At 72.5% G+C, this 15102-nt stretch carries 15 protein-coding genes; 8 read left to right on the forward strand and 7 right to left on the reverse strand.

Annotated elements, in window-relative coordinates:
* Positions 1–71 precede the first annotated feature (71 nt).
* The 3 genes from aceB to J5X75_RS44835 all read left to right on the forward strand — a co-directional run bounded on the left by aceB (position 72) and on the right by J5X75_RS44835 (position 3501).
* Positions 72–1619: a malate synthase A gene (gene aceB, locus J5X75_RS33325; RefSeq protein WP_208471597.1), complete on the forward strand. Its 1548-nt coding sequence runs from the start codon at positions 72–74 to the stop codon at positions 1617–1619.
* Positions 1620–1923: 304 nt separating this feature from the next.
* Complete coding sequence (locus tag J5X75_RS33330; protein WP_208471598.1) at positions 1924–3060, forward strand: DUF6986 family protein; 1137 nt, start codon at positions 1924–1926, stop codon at positions 3058–3060.
* 297 nt (positions 3061–3357) lie between these two features.
* Positions 3358–3501: a hypothetical protein gene (locus J5X75_RS44835; protein ID WP_238490410.1), complete on the forward strand. Its 144-nt coding sequence runs from the start codon at positions 3358–3360 to the stop codon at positions 3499–3501.
* Here the strand turns inward: J5X75_RS44835 and J5X75_RS33340 are convergent.
* Positions 3492–3917, reverse strand: coding sequence for a glutaredoxin family protein (locus tag J5X75_RS33340; protein WP_208471599.1), 426 nt, complete (start codon positions 3915–3917; stop codon positions 3492–3494). The genes J5X75_RS44835 and J5X75_RS33340 overlap by 10 nt on opposite strands.
* Before the next feature lie 93 nt (positions 3918–4010).
* Here J5X75_RS33340 and allB point away from each other — a divergent pair, with 93 nt between their 5' ends.
* Genes allB through J5X75_RS33360 form a run of 4 tightly spaced genes read left to right on the forward strand, consistent with a single transcriptional unit; the run spans position 4011 to position 8518 of the window.
* Positions 4011–5327 (forward strand): allantoinase AllB, encoded by a 1317-nt coding sequence (allB, locus tag J5X75_RS33345; protein ID WP_208471600.1) that lies wholly within the window; start codon positions 4011–4013, stop codon positions 5325–5327.
* Positions 5327–6298 (forward strand): allantoicase, encoded by a 972-nt coding sequence (gene alc, locus J5X75_RS33350; protein ID WP_238490411.1) that lies wholly within the window; start codon positions 5327–5329, stop codon positions 6296–6298. The genes allB and alc overlap by 1 nt, the downstream gene beginning before the upstream one ends.
* Positions 6295–7419 (forward strand): phosphotransferase, encoded by a 1125-nt coding sequence (locus J5X75_RS33355; RefSeq protein ID WP_208471601.1) that lies wholly within the window; start codon positions 6295–6297, stop codon positions 7417–7419. Before alc ends, J5X75_RS33355 begins: the two co-directional genes overlap by 4 nt.
* A gap of 19 nt (positions 7420–7438) precedes the next feature.
* Positions 7439–8518, forward strand: coding sequence for a protein-L-isoaspartate O-methyltransferase family protein (locus J5X75_RS33360; RefSeq protein WP_208471602.1), 1080 nt, complete (start codon positions 7439–7441; stop codon positions 8516–8518).
* Here the strand turns inward: J5X75_RS33360 and J5X75_RS33365 are convergent.
* From J5X75_RS33365 to J5X75_RS33375, 3 genes are all read right to left on the reverse strand, one after another.
* Complete coding sequence (locus tag J5X75_RS33365) at positions 8494–9141, reverse strand: response regulator transcription factor (RefSeq protein ID WP_208471603.1); 648 nt, start codon at positions 9139–9141, stop codon at positions 8494–8496. The genes J5X75_RS33360 and J5X75_RS33365 overlap by 25 nt on opposite strands.
* Positions 9138–10415, reverse strand: a complete 1278-nt coding sequence (locus J5X75_RS33370) for a sensor histidine kinase (protein WP_307798421.1) — start codon at positions 10413–10415, stop codon at positions 9138–9140. Before J5X75_RS33370 ends, J5X75_RS33365 begins: the two co-directional genes overlap by 4 nt.
* A 77-nt stretch (positions 10416–10492) precedes the next feature.
* Complete coding sequence (locus J5X75_RS33375) at positions 10493–12076, reverse strand: phospholipase D family protein (protein WP_208471604.1); 1584 nt, start codon at positions 12074–12076, stop codon at positions 10493–10495.
* A gap of 98 nt (positions 12077–12174) precedes the next feature.
* Here J5X75_RS33375 and J5X75_RS45675 point away from each other — a divergent pair, with 98 nt between their 5' ends.
* On the forward strand, positions 12175–12300 hold the full coding sequence (locus tag J5X75_RS45675) for a hypothetical protein (protein ID WP_274383733.1): 126 nt from the start codon (positions 12175–12177) through the stop codon (positions 12298–12300).
* On the opposite strand, the gene J5X75_RS33380 is transcribed toward J5X75_RS45675, so the two are convergent.
* The 3 genes from J5X75_RS33380 to J5X75_RS33390 are packed head-to-tail and all read right to left on the reverse strand — an operon-like array spanning position 12275 to position 15101.
* Positions 12275–12955, reverse strand: a complete 681-nt coding sequence (locus J5X75_RS33380; protein ID WP_307798422.1) for a class I SAM-dependent methyltransferase — start codon at positions 12953–12955, stop codon at positions 12275–12277. The two genes, J5X75_RS45675 and J5X75_RS33380, sit on opposite strands and share 26 nt — an antisense overlap.
* On the reverse strand, positions 12943–14139 hold the full coding sequence (locus J5X75_RS33385) for an aminopeptidase (RefSeq protein WP_208471605.1): 1197 nt from the start codon (positions 14137–14139) through the stop codon (positions 12943–12945). The genes J5X75_RS33380 and J5X75_RS33385 overlap by 13 nt, the downstream gene beginning before the upstream one ends.
* 14 nt (positions 14140–14153) lie before the next feature.
* Positions 14154–15101 (reverse strand): pirin family protein, encoded by a 948-nt coding sequence (locus J5X75_RS33390; RefSeq protein WP_208471606.1) that lies wholly within the window; start codon positions 15099–15101, stop codon positions 14154–14156.
* Position 15102: the final 1 nt, after the last annotated feature.

Below are 15102 nucleotides of genomic sequence, written 5' to 3' on the forward strand. Positions count from 1 at the left end.
GGTGGGGAGGACCATGAATAATGCTCGATTACGGTACGGGGGAGTAACCACACTGAGAGGAATCGTCAACGATGACCGAGATCCTGTCCGACGAGGCCGTGGCGTTCGTCGCCGACCTGAACCGGCGCTTCCGGCCTCGCCGTAACGAACTCCTCCAGGCGCGTGCCGCGCGCCGAGCGGAGATCGCGGCCGGGGCCACGCTGGGCTTCCTTGCCGAGACGGCGGACATCCGCGCGGCTGAATGGACGGCGCCGCCGGCGCCGGCAGATCTCCAGGACCGGCGGGTCGAGATCACCGGGCCCACCGAGCGGAAGATGACGATCAACGCGCTCAACTCCGGGGCCAAGGTGTGGTTGGCGGACCTGGAGGACGCGAACACCCCACACTGGTCGAACGTCGTCGACGGCCAGCAGAACCTCTACGACGCCATCCGGCGCACGATCACGCTCGAGACCGAGAAGAAGACGTACGAGCTGAACGGCGGCCCGTACCCGACGATCGTGATGCGCCCCCGTGGCTGGCACCTCGACGAGCGGCACCTTCCGGTCGACGGTGAGCCGGCGGTCGGCGCGCTTGTCGACTTCGGGCTCTACTTCTTCCACAACGCCAAGGAACTGCTGGAGCGCGGCAGCGGGCCGTACTTCTACCTGCCCAAGATGGAGTCCCACAAGGAGGCGGCGCTCTGGAACGACGTCTTCACCTACGCGCAGGAGGCGCTCGGCATCCCGGTCGGCACGATCCGCGCGACGGTGCTGATCGAGACCATCCCGGCCGCGTTCGAGATGGAGGAGATCCTGCACGCGCTGCGCCCGCACATCTCGGGGCTCAACGCCGGTCGCTGGGACTACCTGTTCAGCATCATCAAGTACTTCCGTGACAACCCGAACATGATCCTGCCGGACCGTGCGGCGGTGACGATGACCGCGCCGTTCATGCGGGCGTACACCGAACTGCTCGTCTCCACCTGCCACAAGCGCGGGGCGTTCGCCATGGGTGGCATGGCCGCCTTCATCCCGAGCCGTCGTGACCCGCAGGTCAACGAGGTCGCCCTGGCCAAGGTGCGGGAGGACAAGGAGCGCGAGGCCGGCGACGGGTTCGACGGCTCGTGGGTGGCCCATCCCGACCTGGTTCCGGTCTGCAAGGAGATCTTCGACCGGGTGCTCGGCGACAAGCCCAACCAGCTCGCCAAGAAGCGGCCCGACGTCGCGGTCGACGCCGCGGACCTGCTGCACGTGGCCGGCACCGGTGGGGCGGTCACCCGGGCGGGGCTGCACAACAACGTCAACGTGGCCCTGCAGTACCTGGAGGCGTGGCTGCGCGGGAACGGCGCCGTCGCGATCCACAACCTGATGGAGGACGCCGCCACCGCGGAGATCTCCCGCTCGCAGGTCTGGCAGTGGATCCACAACGGGGTGAAGCTCGAGGACGGTACGCCGATCACCGCGGAGCTGGTCGGGCGGATCGAGGACGAGGAACTCGCGAAGATCCGCGAGGCGGTCGGGGACGAGGCCTGGGCGGCGGGGCGCTACGACGACGCCCGCAAGCTGTTCGAGCTGGTCGCCCTCGCCGACGACTTCGCCGACTTCCTCACCAGCGCGGCCTACGACTCCATCGACTGACGCCGCCACCGAAGGCGGCGGGCACCGCGTGCGGGCGGGGCGAGGCGAGCGCCGCCCGTGTGGTGCGACGCGGACGCCGCGCATGTGGCGAGCGCCGCGTGTGGGTGGCGGTAAGGCGGGCGCGATCAGCGCTCGTGGGTAGCCCCGGAGGGGCGCTGCTGTGCGGCGGCGTCACTCCGGGGTGGCCGTAACGGGAACGGACCGACCGGCGAGCGGAATCGGGCGAGGGCCGACCCGGCTGGTGGGATCGGGGGGACACCGGCGGGCGGGCGGATCGGGGTCGGGATCGACGGGGAGGTTGTGGATGCGCCTGAGTGGACAGGACTACGACGAGATCGACGCGGGTCTGGTCGGGCACGACGCGTTCCTTCGGGCCCGCTATCCGGGCGAGCGGGCCGGGCGGCAGCCCGTCCACACCGTGTATGTGCCCGCCGACCGCCTCGACGACTTCCGTGACTGGGGCGCCATCGCGCTGCGGGCGATGGACGAGCACGACTTCCCCTGGCCCGATCCCGCGGTCCGGGCCAAGCTGGTTCACGAGCCGATCGAGGATCTGCGCGTCGATTTCGAGGACGGCTACGGGGTCCGCGACGACGATCAGGAGGACGCGGCCGTCCGCCGGGCCGCCGCGATCCTCGCCGCCGGGCCGAGGCCACCGTTCCTCGGCATCCGGATCAAGTCGCTGGAGGCGGCGACCCGGCGGCGCTCGTTGCGCACGCTGGATCTCTTCCTCGACGCCTACCAGGATCTGTTCACCGTGACGCTGCCCAAGGTCAGCGGTCCGGACCAGGTCACCGCCATGGTCACCCTCTGCGAGAAGCTGGAGAAGGCGTACGGGCTGAGCGCCGGCGCCCTCACCTTCGAGATTCAGGTGGAACTGCCGTCGGCGGTGCTCGCCGCGGACGGGACCGCCACCGTCGCCCGGCTGATCACGGCGGCCGGCGGCCGGTGCGCCGGGCTGCACTACGGCACCTACGACTACAGCGCGGCCGCCGGGGTGGCCGCCGCCTACCAGTCGATGGAACATCCGGTCGCCGACTACGCCAAAGCGGTCATGCAGGCGGCCGCCGCCCAGACCGGGGTGCGCCTCTCCGACGGTTCCACCAACATCCTCCCGGTCGGTGGCACGGCCCGGGTGCGCGAGGCCTGGGAGCTGCACCGCCGTCTGGTCCGCCGTTCCCTGGAGCGTGGCTTCTACCAGGGCTGGGACCTGCATCCCGCCCAGTTGCCGACGCGGTACGCGGCCACCTACGAGTTCTTCCGCGACGGCCGGGACGCCGCCGTCTCCCGGTTGCGCCGCTACCTGGACCGGCAGGACAGCGGCATCGCCGACGAACCGGCCACCGCCCGCGCGCTCGCCGGCTACCTGCTGCGCGGCCTGGACTGCGGCGCCCTCGACGACGCCGGCTTCCCCCGCGCCGAACTCACCGCGCTCACCTGAGCCGAAACACCGCCGTCCGCCGTCCGAGGGCCGGCCGCCTTAGTGACGGTCCGTGATCATGGGGGTGGGCTGTGGCGGGTTCGGCGAATCCGGTGAAAGGTCGAACTTTTCGGGGGCGGCGCGAGTACTACAGGGCGGCACCACGCCGAACGCGGGGAGGACACCGTGCACGACCGCCTGACGAGGACCGTCCGTGTCACCGGGACGGAGCCGCCGGACCACACCTGTGAGCGACCGTCCTGGAGTTGCCGGGCCTGCGGGCAGCCTTGGCCGTGCCAGCCCGCGCGGGTGTCGCTGATGGACGGTGCCGACCGGGTGATGCTCGCCATGTACATGTGGGCGCACCTGGACCGGGCGATGACCGATCTCTCGCCCCGCCCGCCCGCCGAGTTCTACGACCGTTTCCTGAGCTGGACCGGGGCGGATCTGGTTCAGGCCTGAGGGGCGGCGGGCGCGATCTGGTCCCGCAGCCACGACGGATCCGGGTTGACGTGTCCCCGGCCGCCGATGACCACGGTCGGTACGGTCTCGTCACCACCGGTGATCTCCCGGACCGTGGCCGCCGCCTCGGGGTCCTGCCAGATGTCGACCCAGCGCAGCCGGGCCGCCTCGGGGCCGAGCCGCGCCCGCAGTCGCAGGCAGTAGGGGCAGCCGGGCCGCCAGTAGACGACCGGCCGATCGTCGCCGGCGCCGCCCGACGTGCGCGGGAAGGCGAGCGGCGACAGCATGAAGGCGAACGCGAGGAACACGGCGAGTAGCAGCGCCGCCGATCCGGGCGCGCCGTCACCGAATTTCACGGCGGCGATGAGCACGCCGCAGAGGGCTGTCAGGAGTGCCAGGCTCCACCGTCGCACCATGGACCGGGAGGGTACTCCGCTACCGCCGGTAACGAAATGACTGACCGGCCGGGATGGGCGCGGGCGGAAACAATGCGCCGATAGAGTCCGATCATGGTTGATCTGGTGGTCCGGTCCCGGCGTGTGGTCACACCCGAGGGCGAGCGGGCGGCGGCGGTCCTGGTCGGGGCGGGCCGGATCACGGCGGTTCTGCCGTACGACGCCGAGGCCGGGGCGGCCGAGGACGTGGATCTCGGGGACACCGCTCTGCTGCCCGGCCTGGTCGACACGCACGTGCACGTCAACGAGCCGGGCCGGACCGAGTGGGAGGGTTTCGCCACGGCGACCCGGGCGGCCGCGGCCGGTGGTGTCACCACGATCATCGACATGCCGCTGAACAGCCTGCCGCCGACCGTGACCGGCGAGGCGCTGCGGGTCAAGCGGGCGGCCGCGGCCGGGCAGTGCCACGTCGACGTCGGGTTCTGGGGTGGCGCGATCCCGGGCAACGCGGCGGATCTTGCCGGTCTGCACGCGGCCGGTGTCTTCGGTTTCAAGGCGTTCCTGGCCGATTCCGGGGTGCCCGAGTTCCCACCGGTCGACGCGGACCAGCTGGCCACCGCCATGAACGCGGTGGACGCCCTGTTCGTCGTCCACGCCGAGGATCCGGATCATCTGCGCGACGCGGCGAGTTCGCCCGCGTACACCGACTTTCTCGCCTCCCGCCCGGAGGCCGCCGAGCACGCCGCGGTGGCCACGGCCATCGCGGTGGCCCGCGCGGCGGGCCGCCGCGTGCACATCCTGCATCTCTCCGCGGCCACCGCACTGCCGTTGATCGCCCGGGCCAGAGCGGAGGGGGTACGGGTGACGGCGGAGACCTGCCCGCACTATCTGACCCTGGACGCGGCCGGGATCCCGGACGGCGCCACCGAGTTCAAGTGCTGCCCGCCGATCCGGGACACGGCGAACGCCGACCGGCTGTGGGAGGCGCTGGCCGACGGCCTGATCACGTGTGTGGTCAGCGACCATTCCCCGTGCACTCCGGACCTGAAGCGGCGGGACACCGGCGACTTCGCGGCGGCCTGGGGCGGGATCGCCTCGGTGCAGCTGGGGCTTCCGGTGATCTGGACCGCGGCCCGGGACCGTGGGCACACCCTCGCGGACGTGGTGAGGTGGATGGCGCGCCGTCCCGCCGACCTGGTGGGATTGCGGAACAAGGGCCGGATCGTTCCCGGCGCCGACGCGGATCTGGTGGCCTTCGAGCCGGACGCCGAGTTCGTCGTCGACCCGCACGCCCTGCATCACCGGAATCCGGTCACCCCGTACGCCGGAAAGTGGTTGCGGGGTGTGGTGCGCACGACCTGGCTGCGCGGGCGCACGGTGACCGGCGATCGGGCCGGCGGCACGTTCTTGAGCATCGACGAGGAGAGCTGATGGAGTTCACAGCGCTGCCCGATCTGGCGTCGCGGGCGTTCGGTGGCGGCGTCGTGTTCTCCAACGACGAGTTCTTCGCCGCCGCCGACCACCTGGTCCGGCCCGATCCGCCGGGGTTCGCGCCGAGGACCTTCGACCACAGAGGACAGGTGTACGACGGCTGGGAGACCCGTCGTCGCCGTGCGCCGGGCCACGACTTCGCGGTGGTCCGGCTCGGCGCGCCCGGCATCGTCCACGGCGTCGACATCGACACCGCGTACTTCACCGGCAACTACCCTCCGTTCGCTTCGGTGGAGGCGGTGGAGCTGCCCGGTCATCCCGGCCCGGACGAGCTGGCGGCCGCCGACTGGGTGGAGATCCTGCCGAGGTCGCCGCTCAAGGGCGACGCCCGCAACCTGTACCCGGTGGCGGACCGGCGCCGTTTCACGCACGTGCGGCTCAGCATCTTCCCGGACGGCGGGGTGGCCCGGCTGCGCGTGCACGGCGAGGCGGTGCCCGATCCGGAGCTGCTGCCGAAGGTGTTCGACGTGGCCGCCGCCGAGTACGGCGCGACCGTCGTCGATTGCAGCGACATGTTCTACGGCCACCCGCAGCGGATGTTGATGCCCGGCCTGGCCCGCGACATGGGTGACGGCTGGGAGACGTCCCGCCGGCGCGACGACGCCAACGACTGGGTGCTCGTGCGGCTGGCCGCCCCGGCCGTGCTGCGCTTCGCCGACCTGGACACCAGCCACTTCAAGGGCAACGCGCCCGGCTGGGCGGCCCTGACCGGCATCGACGCCGGCGGGCGCGCTTTCGAGCTGCTGCCGCGGACCGCGCTGCGCCCGGACACGCCGCACCGGTTCCGGCTGGCCAGGGCGCCGGAGGTGACGCACGTGCGGCTGGACATCTTCCCGGACGGCGGCATGGCCCGGCTGCGGCTGCTCGGGCGGGCCGACCGCGGGTTCCTGCGGAAGCGGCTCGGCCGATGACCCGGACGGTGACTCTGGTGATCGCCGATCCGGCGGGCCGGGTGCTCGGCGCCCTGCCGGCGTTCCCGGTCGGCACACCGTGGTGGCAGGAGGTCGCCGACGTGGTGGCCGGCGCCGGGATCGACGTGACCGTGCTGCGGTTGTTGCACGGCGACCGGCCGGCGCCGCCCGGTGGGCACGTCACCTACCTGGCCGTCGTCACCGGCGAGCCGCCGGACGGTCTGCTCCCGGTCGAGGCCGACCTGTCGCCGCATCCGAACCGGGCGCCGTACGCCGAGTTCGGTGGTCCGGAGCGGTCGCTGGCCTGGGCGGCCGGCGCGCTCGACCGGATCGGGCTGTCCGGTGCGGTGGCCCGGCAGCAGCGGACCTGGAACCTGTCGGCGATCTGGCGGTTCGACGGACCGGACGGGATCCCGGTGGCCTGGCTCAAGCAGGTGCCGTCGTTCTTCGGGCACGAGCCGGCCGTCCTGCGGATGGTGGACGCGGTGGAACCCGGTCTGGTCCCGTACCTGCTGGCCGCGGGCGACGAGGGGCGGATGCTGCTGGCCCACGTGCCGGGGGAGGACCGGTACGACGGCGGGCCGGACCTGCGGGCGGAGATCGCGACCGCGTTCCACCCGGTGCAGCGGTACTTCGCGGGCCGGGTGGCGGAGCTCCGCGCGAACGGCGTTCCAGAGATGACGCCGGAGACGATCATCGAGGTCGCCACGCCGTACATCTCGGTGGTGTCCGGTCTGGGGAAGTTGATCGATGATCTTCCGCGGCGGCTGGAGCAGGTGGCGAAATGCGGTCTCCCCGACACCCTGCTGCACGGCGATCTTCATCCCGGCAACGTCCGGACCGGCGAGGACGGTCTGACCATCGTGGACTGGGGCGACTCCTCGATCGGCAACCCGGCCCTGGACGCGCTGCGGCTGGAGGTCGACCCGGAGCACTGGGCGGCGCTCTGGCCCGACGGTGACGCCCGCCGGGCCCTCGACCTGCTGCGCCCGGTCCAGGAGCTGCGGGCGGCGACCACGTACGCGAACTTCCTGGCCCGGATCGAACCGTCCGAGCATCCGTACCACGATGCGGACGTTCCGGACCGGCTCCGCGCCGCGGTGGAGTGCGCGGAGCATTGACGGCTATACCGTGTCAGGCATGGAGGACGCCCGCCGGCACTACCTCGACCTGATCCGCGGCGACGGCGCCGAGCTGTCGCCCGCACTGGCCCGGGCGTTCGGCGCGGTGCCCCGGGAGATCTTCGTGCCGGACGGGTTCCTGAGCCGCGACGGCCGCCACGTCCGGCCCGCCGACCCGGATTTCCTGCCCACCGTCTACAGCAACGACGTGCTGGTCACCAAGCTGAGCGACGGCCGCCCGGTGAGCTCGTCCAGCCAGCCGTCGCTGATGGCCATCATGATCGAGGCGCTGGACCCGCGGCCCGGCATGCGGATCCTGGAGATCGGCGCGGGCACCGGCTACAACGCCGCCCTGCTCGCCGCCATGGGAGCGACGGTCACCACGGTCGACGTGCAGCCCGACGTGGCCGCCCGGGCGCGCTCCGCGCTGGCCCGGGCCGGCGTCTCCGGGGTCCGGGTGGAGACCGCCGACGGCTACACGGCCGCCTTCGCGGGAGACCCGGAGCGGTACGACCGGATCATCGTGACCGTCGGGGTGGCCGGTGTCTCGCCGCACTGGCTGGACCGGCTCGAACCGGGCGGGCGGATCATCGTCCCGGTCGAGCACAGCGGCACGCACCCGGTCCTGGACGTGCGTACCGGCGGCGCCGCGACCGTCGTGTGCCCGGCCGGGTTCATGAGCGCGGCCGGCCCGCTGACCGCCCGGCACCGGCGCAGCCACCCGGAGCCGGTGCCCGGCATGACCGGCCTGACCGAGACCCGGTCGCCGTGCTGGCGGCCGCCGCTGGGCCTGCTCGCCTACCGGGACCTCTGGTACGCGGCGGGCGCGTGGCACCACCGGGTCACCCAGGCGGCGCTTGCGGACCGGCAGCAGAGCTGTCTCGCGGTGCTCGACGACTCCGGCGAGTCCGGCGCGGTGGTCCTGGCCGACGGGGCGATCCTGGCCTCCGGCGCGGAGCGGGACCGCTACACGGCGATCGGGGCGGCGCTCGCCGAACGGTGGGCCGCCCTGGGCCGGCCACCGATGAGCGCCTGGGACGTCGAGCTGGCGCTGACCGGGCCGCTGTGGACGCCCTACCGGTGGACGGTACGCAGGTAGGTGAGCACCGCCAGGACCCGCCGGTTGGTGTCGTCGGTCGGCGACAGGCCCAGCTTGGCCAGGATGTTGCCGACGTGCTTGCCGACCGCCGGTTCGCTGATGAACAGGGCCGACGCGATCGCCGAGTTGGACCGCCCCTCGGCGATCAGGGCGAGCACCTCCCGCTCCCGGCCGGACAGCCCGGCGAGCGGATCCCGCTGGCGGCTCAGCAGCCGGCGGACCACGTCCGGGTCGACGACCGTGCCGCCGTCCACCACGGTGCGCAGCGACGCCACGAAGTCGGTGATGTCGGCGACCCGGTCCTTGAGCAGGTATCCGACGCCGTCACCGGTGCCGATCAGATCGGCCGCGAACTCCTGCTGCACGTACTGGCTGAGCACCACGACGGGCAGCCCGGGGCGCTCCCGGCGCAGCCGCACCGCCGCCCGCAGCCCCTCGTCGGAGAAGGCCGGCGGCCTCTTGATGTCGGTGATCACCAGCTCCGGGTCGTGCTTCTCGACCGCGGTGATCAGCTCGTCGGCGTCCCCGACCGCGGCCACCACCTCGAACCCGAACCGGACCAGCACCCCGACCAGGCCCTCGCGCAGCAGCACCCCGTCCTCGGCGAGGACCACCCGGGTCACAGCTCGACCCGCAGCAGCGTGGGACCGCCCACCGGGCTGGCCAGCAGGAGCCGTCCACCGGCCGCCGCCACCCGGTCGGCCAGCCCGGTGAGCCCGGTTCCGGCGGCCGGGTCGGCGCCGCCCCGCCCGTCGTCCTGGATCTCCAGCACCACCCCGTCGCCGGAGCGGGTCAGGCGCACCTGGGCCGCGGTGGCGCCCGCGTGCCGGGCCACGTTGGTGAGCGCCTCGGCGGCCACGAAGTAGGCGGTCGTCTCGACCCGCTCCGGCAGCCGGCCGATGGTGTCCGGCGCCTCCACCGTGACCGGCACCGGCGAGCTGGCGGCCAGCTCCCACAGCGCGGCCGGCAGCCCGACGTCGCTCAGGGTCTGCGGGCGGATCCCGTGGATCAGGTCGCGCAGCACCACCATCAGCTCCTTGGCCTGGTCGTGGGCCTGGCCGAGCGGCGCGGCGGCGGGGGAGTCCTCGGGCAGGTCCAGCCGGGCCATGCCCAGGTGCAGGGTGAGGCTGGTGAGCCGGTGCTGGGCGCCGTCGTGCAGGTCCCGTTCGATGCGCTTGCGTTCGGCGTCGAACGCGTCGGCCAGCCGGGCCCGGGACCGCGACACCTCGGTCAGCTGGTCGCGCAGGCCGTCGCCGCCGCTGCCGAGCAGCCGCCGGGCCAGCGCGCCGTGCGCCGCCGCCAGGCCGCCGATCAGGTAGAGCCAGACCGGGATCAGGACGATCCCGAGCAGGGTGAACGGGATCGACGCGGGACCGCCGTCGATGGTCACGTCGCCCAGGTTCCACTCGGCCAGCCAGGGGCTGAACAGCAGCGTCGCCTCCAGCGTGAGCAGCACCCCGGCGAGCACCAGGACCGGCGGGGCGAACAGGGCCAGCACGACGGCGTACAGGACGGCCCGCCAGGTGGACTCGTGCCCGAACAGGGCCAGCGGGTTGGTGGCGCTGATCCGGTGCGGCGCGGCGAGCGGCCGCGAGTCGATCATCCGGAGCCGCTGCCGTTCCAGAGCGGCCAGCGGCAGCGCCACCAGCGGGCTGAACGTGGCGATCAGGAGAGCGCCCAGCGCCATCAGGACCATCACCACGAGATTCGGCGTCTCACCGTCGATCAGGTTGCGGCCGGCCACCAACCACGGGATCAGCAGCAGCCAGAGGACGAAGGCCAGCGGGAGGACGATCACTCCGGTGATCGACAGGTAGCCGGCCGCCCGCCACGGCCAGGTGGTCCGGAGGTAACGGCGGTCCCGCAGCGCGGTGGCCAGATGCTCGGCGTTAAACACCAGGTCACGGTAGCCAGCGGCGGCTGCCGCGGCCCAGCCGTTCAGACCCCGGTCCGGGGGTATGCCTAGGCATACCCCTACCAGGTGCCGGCGCGGCGATCACGCCAGGGCCGTCCGTCCGGGTCATAGATCATCCGGTACGCCGGAAGCGCCCACCACCGCTGGTACCACGGCAGCGGGCGCGTCTCGTGGGGGACGAGCCGCCCCGGCGGACGGGGCCCCACCCGCCCGCCGTCGTGCCAGTCCCGCAGCCGGTCGGCGGCCCCGGTCAGCGCCGCGATCGCGCTCTCCGGGTCCAGCAGGTCCTGGTCGTCCCCGTCGGCCCGGTCGAGGTGCTCGCGCATCAGCGTCAGCCGCAGGTCGCGGGCGAACCGCCGGGCGCCGTCGCCGAGCCCCGCCGGATCGGCCGGGGCCCGCCCGTCGGCGGTGTCGTCGAGGACCGCGCAGGACAGCTCGCTGTCGTGGGTCCACGAGCGACGGTTGAAGTTGTCGCTGCCCACGCTGCACCAGACGTCGTCGATGACGCAGACCTTGGCGTGCACGTAGATCGGGGTGCCGTCGTGGTTCTCCAGGTCGAAGACGTGCACCCGGTCGCCGCCGGCCCGTCTGCACAGCTCGATGGCCTGCTGCCGGCCCACCTGGTTGGGCGGCAGCGCGAACCTGCCGTCCACGTCCGGGTGCCGGGGCACCACGGCGACCAGGTGCAGGTCCGGGTTGTCGCGCATCGCCTCGGCGAACAGCTGGGCCACCTCGGTGGACCACAGGTACTGGTCCTCCAGGTAGACGATCCGGCGGGCCCGCTTGATCGCCTTCGTGTAGCCGCGGGCCACGCTGCGTTCGCCCAGTTTCGCGAAGCCGTACGGTGGGCGCATCGCCGGATAGGTGCGCAGCACCTGCACGGTGTGCGGGCCGCACTCCGGCGGGTCGGGCGGCGGGTCCGGCAGCGGATCGGGGCTCATGTCCTCGTGGCGCAGCCGGTCGGTGAGGGTGGCGACGGGCCCGTCCTGGTCGAGCGGCACCCGGTCGGTCCAGCGTTCCCGGAACGAGCGGTCGAGCGTGCCGACGACCGGGCCGCGCAACGCCAGCTGCACGTCGTGCCAGGGCGGGTTCGGCCCGTACGCGGACGCCATCCGCACCGCCTGCGGATCGCCGTGATGCCGGGCGTCGTCGCGGCGGCTGTGGCACAGGTCGATCCCGCCGGCGAAGGCGATGTCCCGTTCCGGCCGGCCCGGGTGCCGCAGCACCACGAGCTTCTGGTGGTGCGACCCGCCCCGGCGGACCCGCTGGTCGAGCAGCACCTCGCCGCCGGCCGCCTCGATCTCGTCGCTCAGCGTCCGGTTCTCCTCCTCGCTGTACGCGAACCGGTCCAGGTGGGAGCGCCAGAGCAGCCCCTTCACCAGGACACCGCGCTTGGCGGCGGCCGCGAACACCCCGGCGATCGTGGGCCCGCCGTCGCGGACCCGCTCGTCCGGGTCGCCGCGCCAGTCGGTGAAGAACAGGTGATCACCGGGCTCCAGCGCCTCGACTTCGGTCACCAGCCGATCGAAGTAATTTTGCCCGTGAATGAGTGGCTCGACCGTGTTTCCAGTGTTCCATATGGGTATGGAGGTGTCCGGGTTGCCGCGTTCGGCAACGGTCAGGAGCCATTCCTGCGGCGGCACTGCAACCCCTTCGAGGTCGACGACGCCCTCACCGTAAGCCTCCCGACCGCCGCCCGCACGCGGAGCGGTGCCCCCGACCCCCGCCGAGGAGTGGAATCATGAGCAGCGAGCCCCTGACCGCGACACCGGTGACCGAGGCCCCCGACACCGCCGAGACCGGACTGCTCATCGCGGTCCTGCTGCTGGTGGTGCTGGGCACTACCGCGATGCTGATGATGTCCTGACCGACAGCACCGTCGGGATCGGCGAACCGCCCTCGCTGAACCCGCGCAACTCCAGTCCCGCCGCCAGGAACGCGTTCAGCAACCCCGCCAGGGGCCAGTGACTGGCGCCGACCTTCGCCCGTACCCCCTGATCGGTCCAGGAGGTCTTGGTCCAGTGGCCGTCCAGATAACCCGGCCGAACGACCACCGCGGTCTGATCGCCGCGGTCGGCGAAGCCGCCGCAGAAAGCCGGATGCACCCCGACGTGGACGAACGTGCCGCCGGGGCGCAGCACCCGGGCCACCTCACCCAGCACCGCCGGATAGGCCGGCATGTCGGTGTGCGCCATCACCGTGACCACCGCGTCCAGCGCGGCGTCGCGGAACGGCAACCGGGCGGCGTCCGCCCGGGCCACCGGCAGCCGGCCCCCGGCGTAACCGAGCATGCCCGCCGACAGATCCACCCCGAACGGCGTCCAGCCCAGCTCGCGGATCTGCGCCGCGTGTGCGCCGGTGCCGCAGCCGATCTCCAGGCACCGGCCGTGGCCCGGGCCGAGCTGCTCGGCGATCGCACGCCGGATGCCGAGCGGGTCACCGGGTGTGGTCGTCGGCAGGAACTCGGTCTCGTACCAGTCGGCGATCTCGTCGTAGGCCGCCCGCATCGTCAGAGGACCCACGCGTCGTCGCGGATGATGTCGACGGTGCCCTTCGGGCCGGTGCCGGTCACCGTGATGCCCTCGCCGCCGATCACCACGTCGGTGTGCACGGCCGACGTGTTCAGGCCCAGCGCCTCCCGCCGCTCCACCGGCAGCTCCCGGGCGCCCGGCACCGAGAACGGGAAACTCGCGCCCCAGGCCACGTGACACGCGGCGTTCTCGTCGAAGAGCGTGTTGTGGAAGACGATGCCCGCCCTGGCGATCCGGCTGTCCGAGTCCACCAGGGACACCTCACCCAGGTAGCGGGCGCCGTCGTCGGTCTCCAGCTGGGCCTCCACCGCGTCCGCGCCGGAGTCCGCCGACACCGCCGTGATCCGGCCCGCCGCGAACTCCAGCCGCAGCCCGAGCACCAGCCGGCCGTTCAGCACCAGCGGCTTCGTCACCCGCAGCACACCCTCGGCGGTCCGCCGGTCCGGGCTGGTGAACACCTCCTCGGTGGGGATGTTCGGCATGTACGGGACACCGTCGTCGTCGATCAGCCCGCCACCGGTCCAGCGGCAGCCGGGGATCAGGCCGACCGTGAGATCGGTGCCGCCTCCCGCGTACCGGATCGAGGTCAGCTCCAGAGCGTCCAGCGCGGCACCCCGCTCGGCCAGCGTCGCGGCCCGCGCCCGCCAGGCCGCCACCGGATCGGGGGCGTCCAGGCGCATGGCGGTGGCCACCGCCTCCCACAGCCGCTCCACATCCGGCTCGCCGAAGACCTGGGTGGCCCAGCCGGGATTCGGCGCGCCCACCGCGGTCCAGCGCAGGCGGCCCAGCACCGTCTCCCGCAGCAGCGCGGTCTCCTCGGCGGGGAACGCCGCCGCCTTCACCGGGTCGGCGCCGTCCAGCAGATGCGGGTCCGGGTCACCGAGCAGGGCGATCGAGGCGATGCCCTGCTCGGACCACTCCCGGACGCGCTGCAACGCCCAGCCGCGACTGGTGGTCAGCGTCTCCAGACTGGCGTGGTCGACGGCGGACCGGCGCATCGGGCCGTCCGTCCAGAGCGGTTCCACCCAGGCGGCCCCGGCGGCATACGCGGCGGCCACCACCGCCCTGGCGATCTCCAGGTGCGCGGTGTCCGTACGGAGAATGACTCCCTGCCCGGGCTGGATGTTCACCCCAGCCCGGACCACGACGTCGGCGAAACGCTCGATCCGGTCCATGCCGGTCAGCCTAATCAGTCCGTGTGGGGTACGCGTGCCGCCGGAACGACACCGAGGCGGCCCTTCTGGAAGTCCTCGAACGCCTGCTTCAGCTCCTCACGGGTGTTCATCACGAACGGTCCGTAGTGGGCGATCGGCTCCCGGATCGGCTGCCCACCCATGATGAACAGGTCCAGCTCGGTCTTCGCCTCCACCCGGACCGCCTCGCCCGGACCGTGCGTGGCGAGCTGGCCGAGCCGGATCGGGCGCAGGTCGGCGCCCACCCAGCCCTCGCCGGACAGCGCGTAGACCAGCGCGTTGTAATCGGTCTGCCAGGGCAGGTCGAGCCGCGAACCGGGTTGCATCGTGACGTGCGCCAGGTTGATCGGGGTGAAGGTGCTGCCCGGGCCCCTCTGCCCGGCGATCTCCCCGGCGATCACCCGGATCAGCGCGCCACCGTCCGGTGTGGTCAGAAGGGCGGCCGCCCCACCCCGGATGTCCTGATACTTCGGGTCGATCATCTTCGCGGCGCGCGGCAGGTTCACCCACAACTGCAATCCGTGGAACAGGCCGCCACTGACCACCAGATGCTCCGGCGGCGCCTCGATGTGCAGGATTCCCGACCCGGCGGTCATCCACTGGGTGTCGCTGTTGGAGATCGAACCGCCGCCGCCGAGCGAGTCCTGGTGATCCATGATCCCGTCGATCATGTAGGTCACCGTCTCGAAACCGCGGTGCGGATGCCACGGTGTGCCCTTCGGCTCGCCCGGGGCGTAGTCGACCTCGCCCATCTGGTCGAGGTGGATGAACGGGTCCAGCTCGCTGAGCGGGACGCCGGCGAAGGCCCGGCGCACCGGGAACCCCTCACCCTCGTAGCCCTGCGGGGCGGTGGTCAGCCGGCGGACCGAACGGATCTCGGTCATCGCGTCGAGTTTCGGCAGGCGGGGCAGGACGAGGACGTCGTCGACGGTGATGGCGGGCATG

The organism is Actinoplanes flavus (assembly GCF_017592555.1).
Taxonomy (GTDB): domain Bacteria; phylum Actinomycetota; class Actinomycetes; order Mycobacteriales; family Micromonosporaceae; genus Actinoplanes; species Actinoplanes flavus.

Excerpts from the sequence above, each read along its gene's own strand:
- aceB (WP_208471597.1), top strand. The coding sequence starts at position 72 with ATGACCGAGATCCTGTCCGACGAGGCCGTGGCGTTCGTCGCCGACCTG.
- J5X75_RS33330 (WP_208471598.1), top strand. The coding sequence starts at position 1,924 with ATGCGCCTGAGTGGACAGGACTACGACGAGATCGACGCGGGTCTGGTC.
- J5X75_RS44835 (WP_238490410.1), top strand. The coding sequence starts at position 3,358 with ATGGACGGTGCCGACCGGGTGATGCTCGCCATGTACATGTGGGCGCAC.
- J5X75_RS33340 (WP_208471599.1), bottom strand. The coding sequence starts at position 3,917 with ATGGTGCGACGGTGGAGCCTGGCACTCCTGACAGCCCTCTGCGGCGTG.
- allB (WP_208471600.1), top strand. The coding sequence starts at position 4,011 with ATGGTTGATCTGGTGGTCCGGTCCCGGCGTGTGGTCACACCCGAGGGC.
- alc (WP_238490411.1), top strand. The coding sequence starts at position 5,327 with ATGGAGTTCACAGCGCTGCCCGATCTGGCGTCGCGGGCGTTCGGTGGC.
- J5X75_RS33355 (WP_208471601.1), top strand. The coding sequence starts at position 6,295 with ATGACCCGGACGGTGACTCTGGTGATCGCCGATCCGGCGGGCCGGGTG.
- J5X75_RS33360 (WP_208471602.1), top strand. The coding sequence starts at position 7,439 with ATGGAGGACGCCCGCCGGCACTACCTCGACCTGATCCGCGGCGACGGC.
- J5X75_RS45675 (WP_274383733.1), top strand. The coding sequence starts at position 12,175 with ATGAGCAGCGAGCCCCTGACCGCGACACCGGTGACCGAGGCCCCCGAC.
- J5X75_RS33385 (WP_208471605.1), bottom strand. The coding sequence starts at position 14,139 with ATGGACCGGATCGAGCGTTTCGCCGACGTCGTGGTCCGGGCTGGGGTG.
- J5X75_RS33390 (WP_208471606.1), bottom strand. The coding sequence starts at position 15,101 with ATGCCCGCCATCACCGTCGACGACGTCCTCGTCCTGCCCCGCCTGCCG.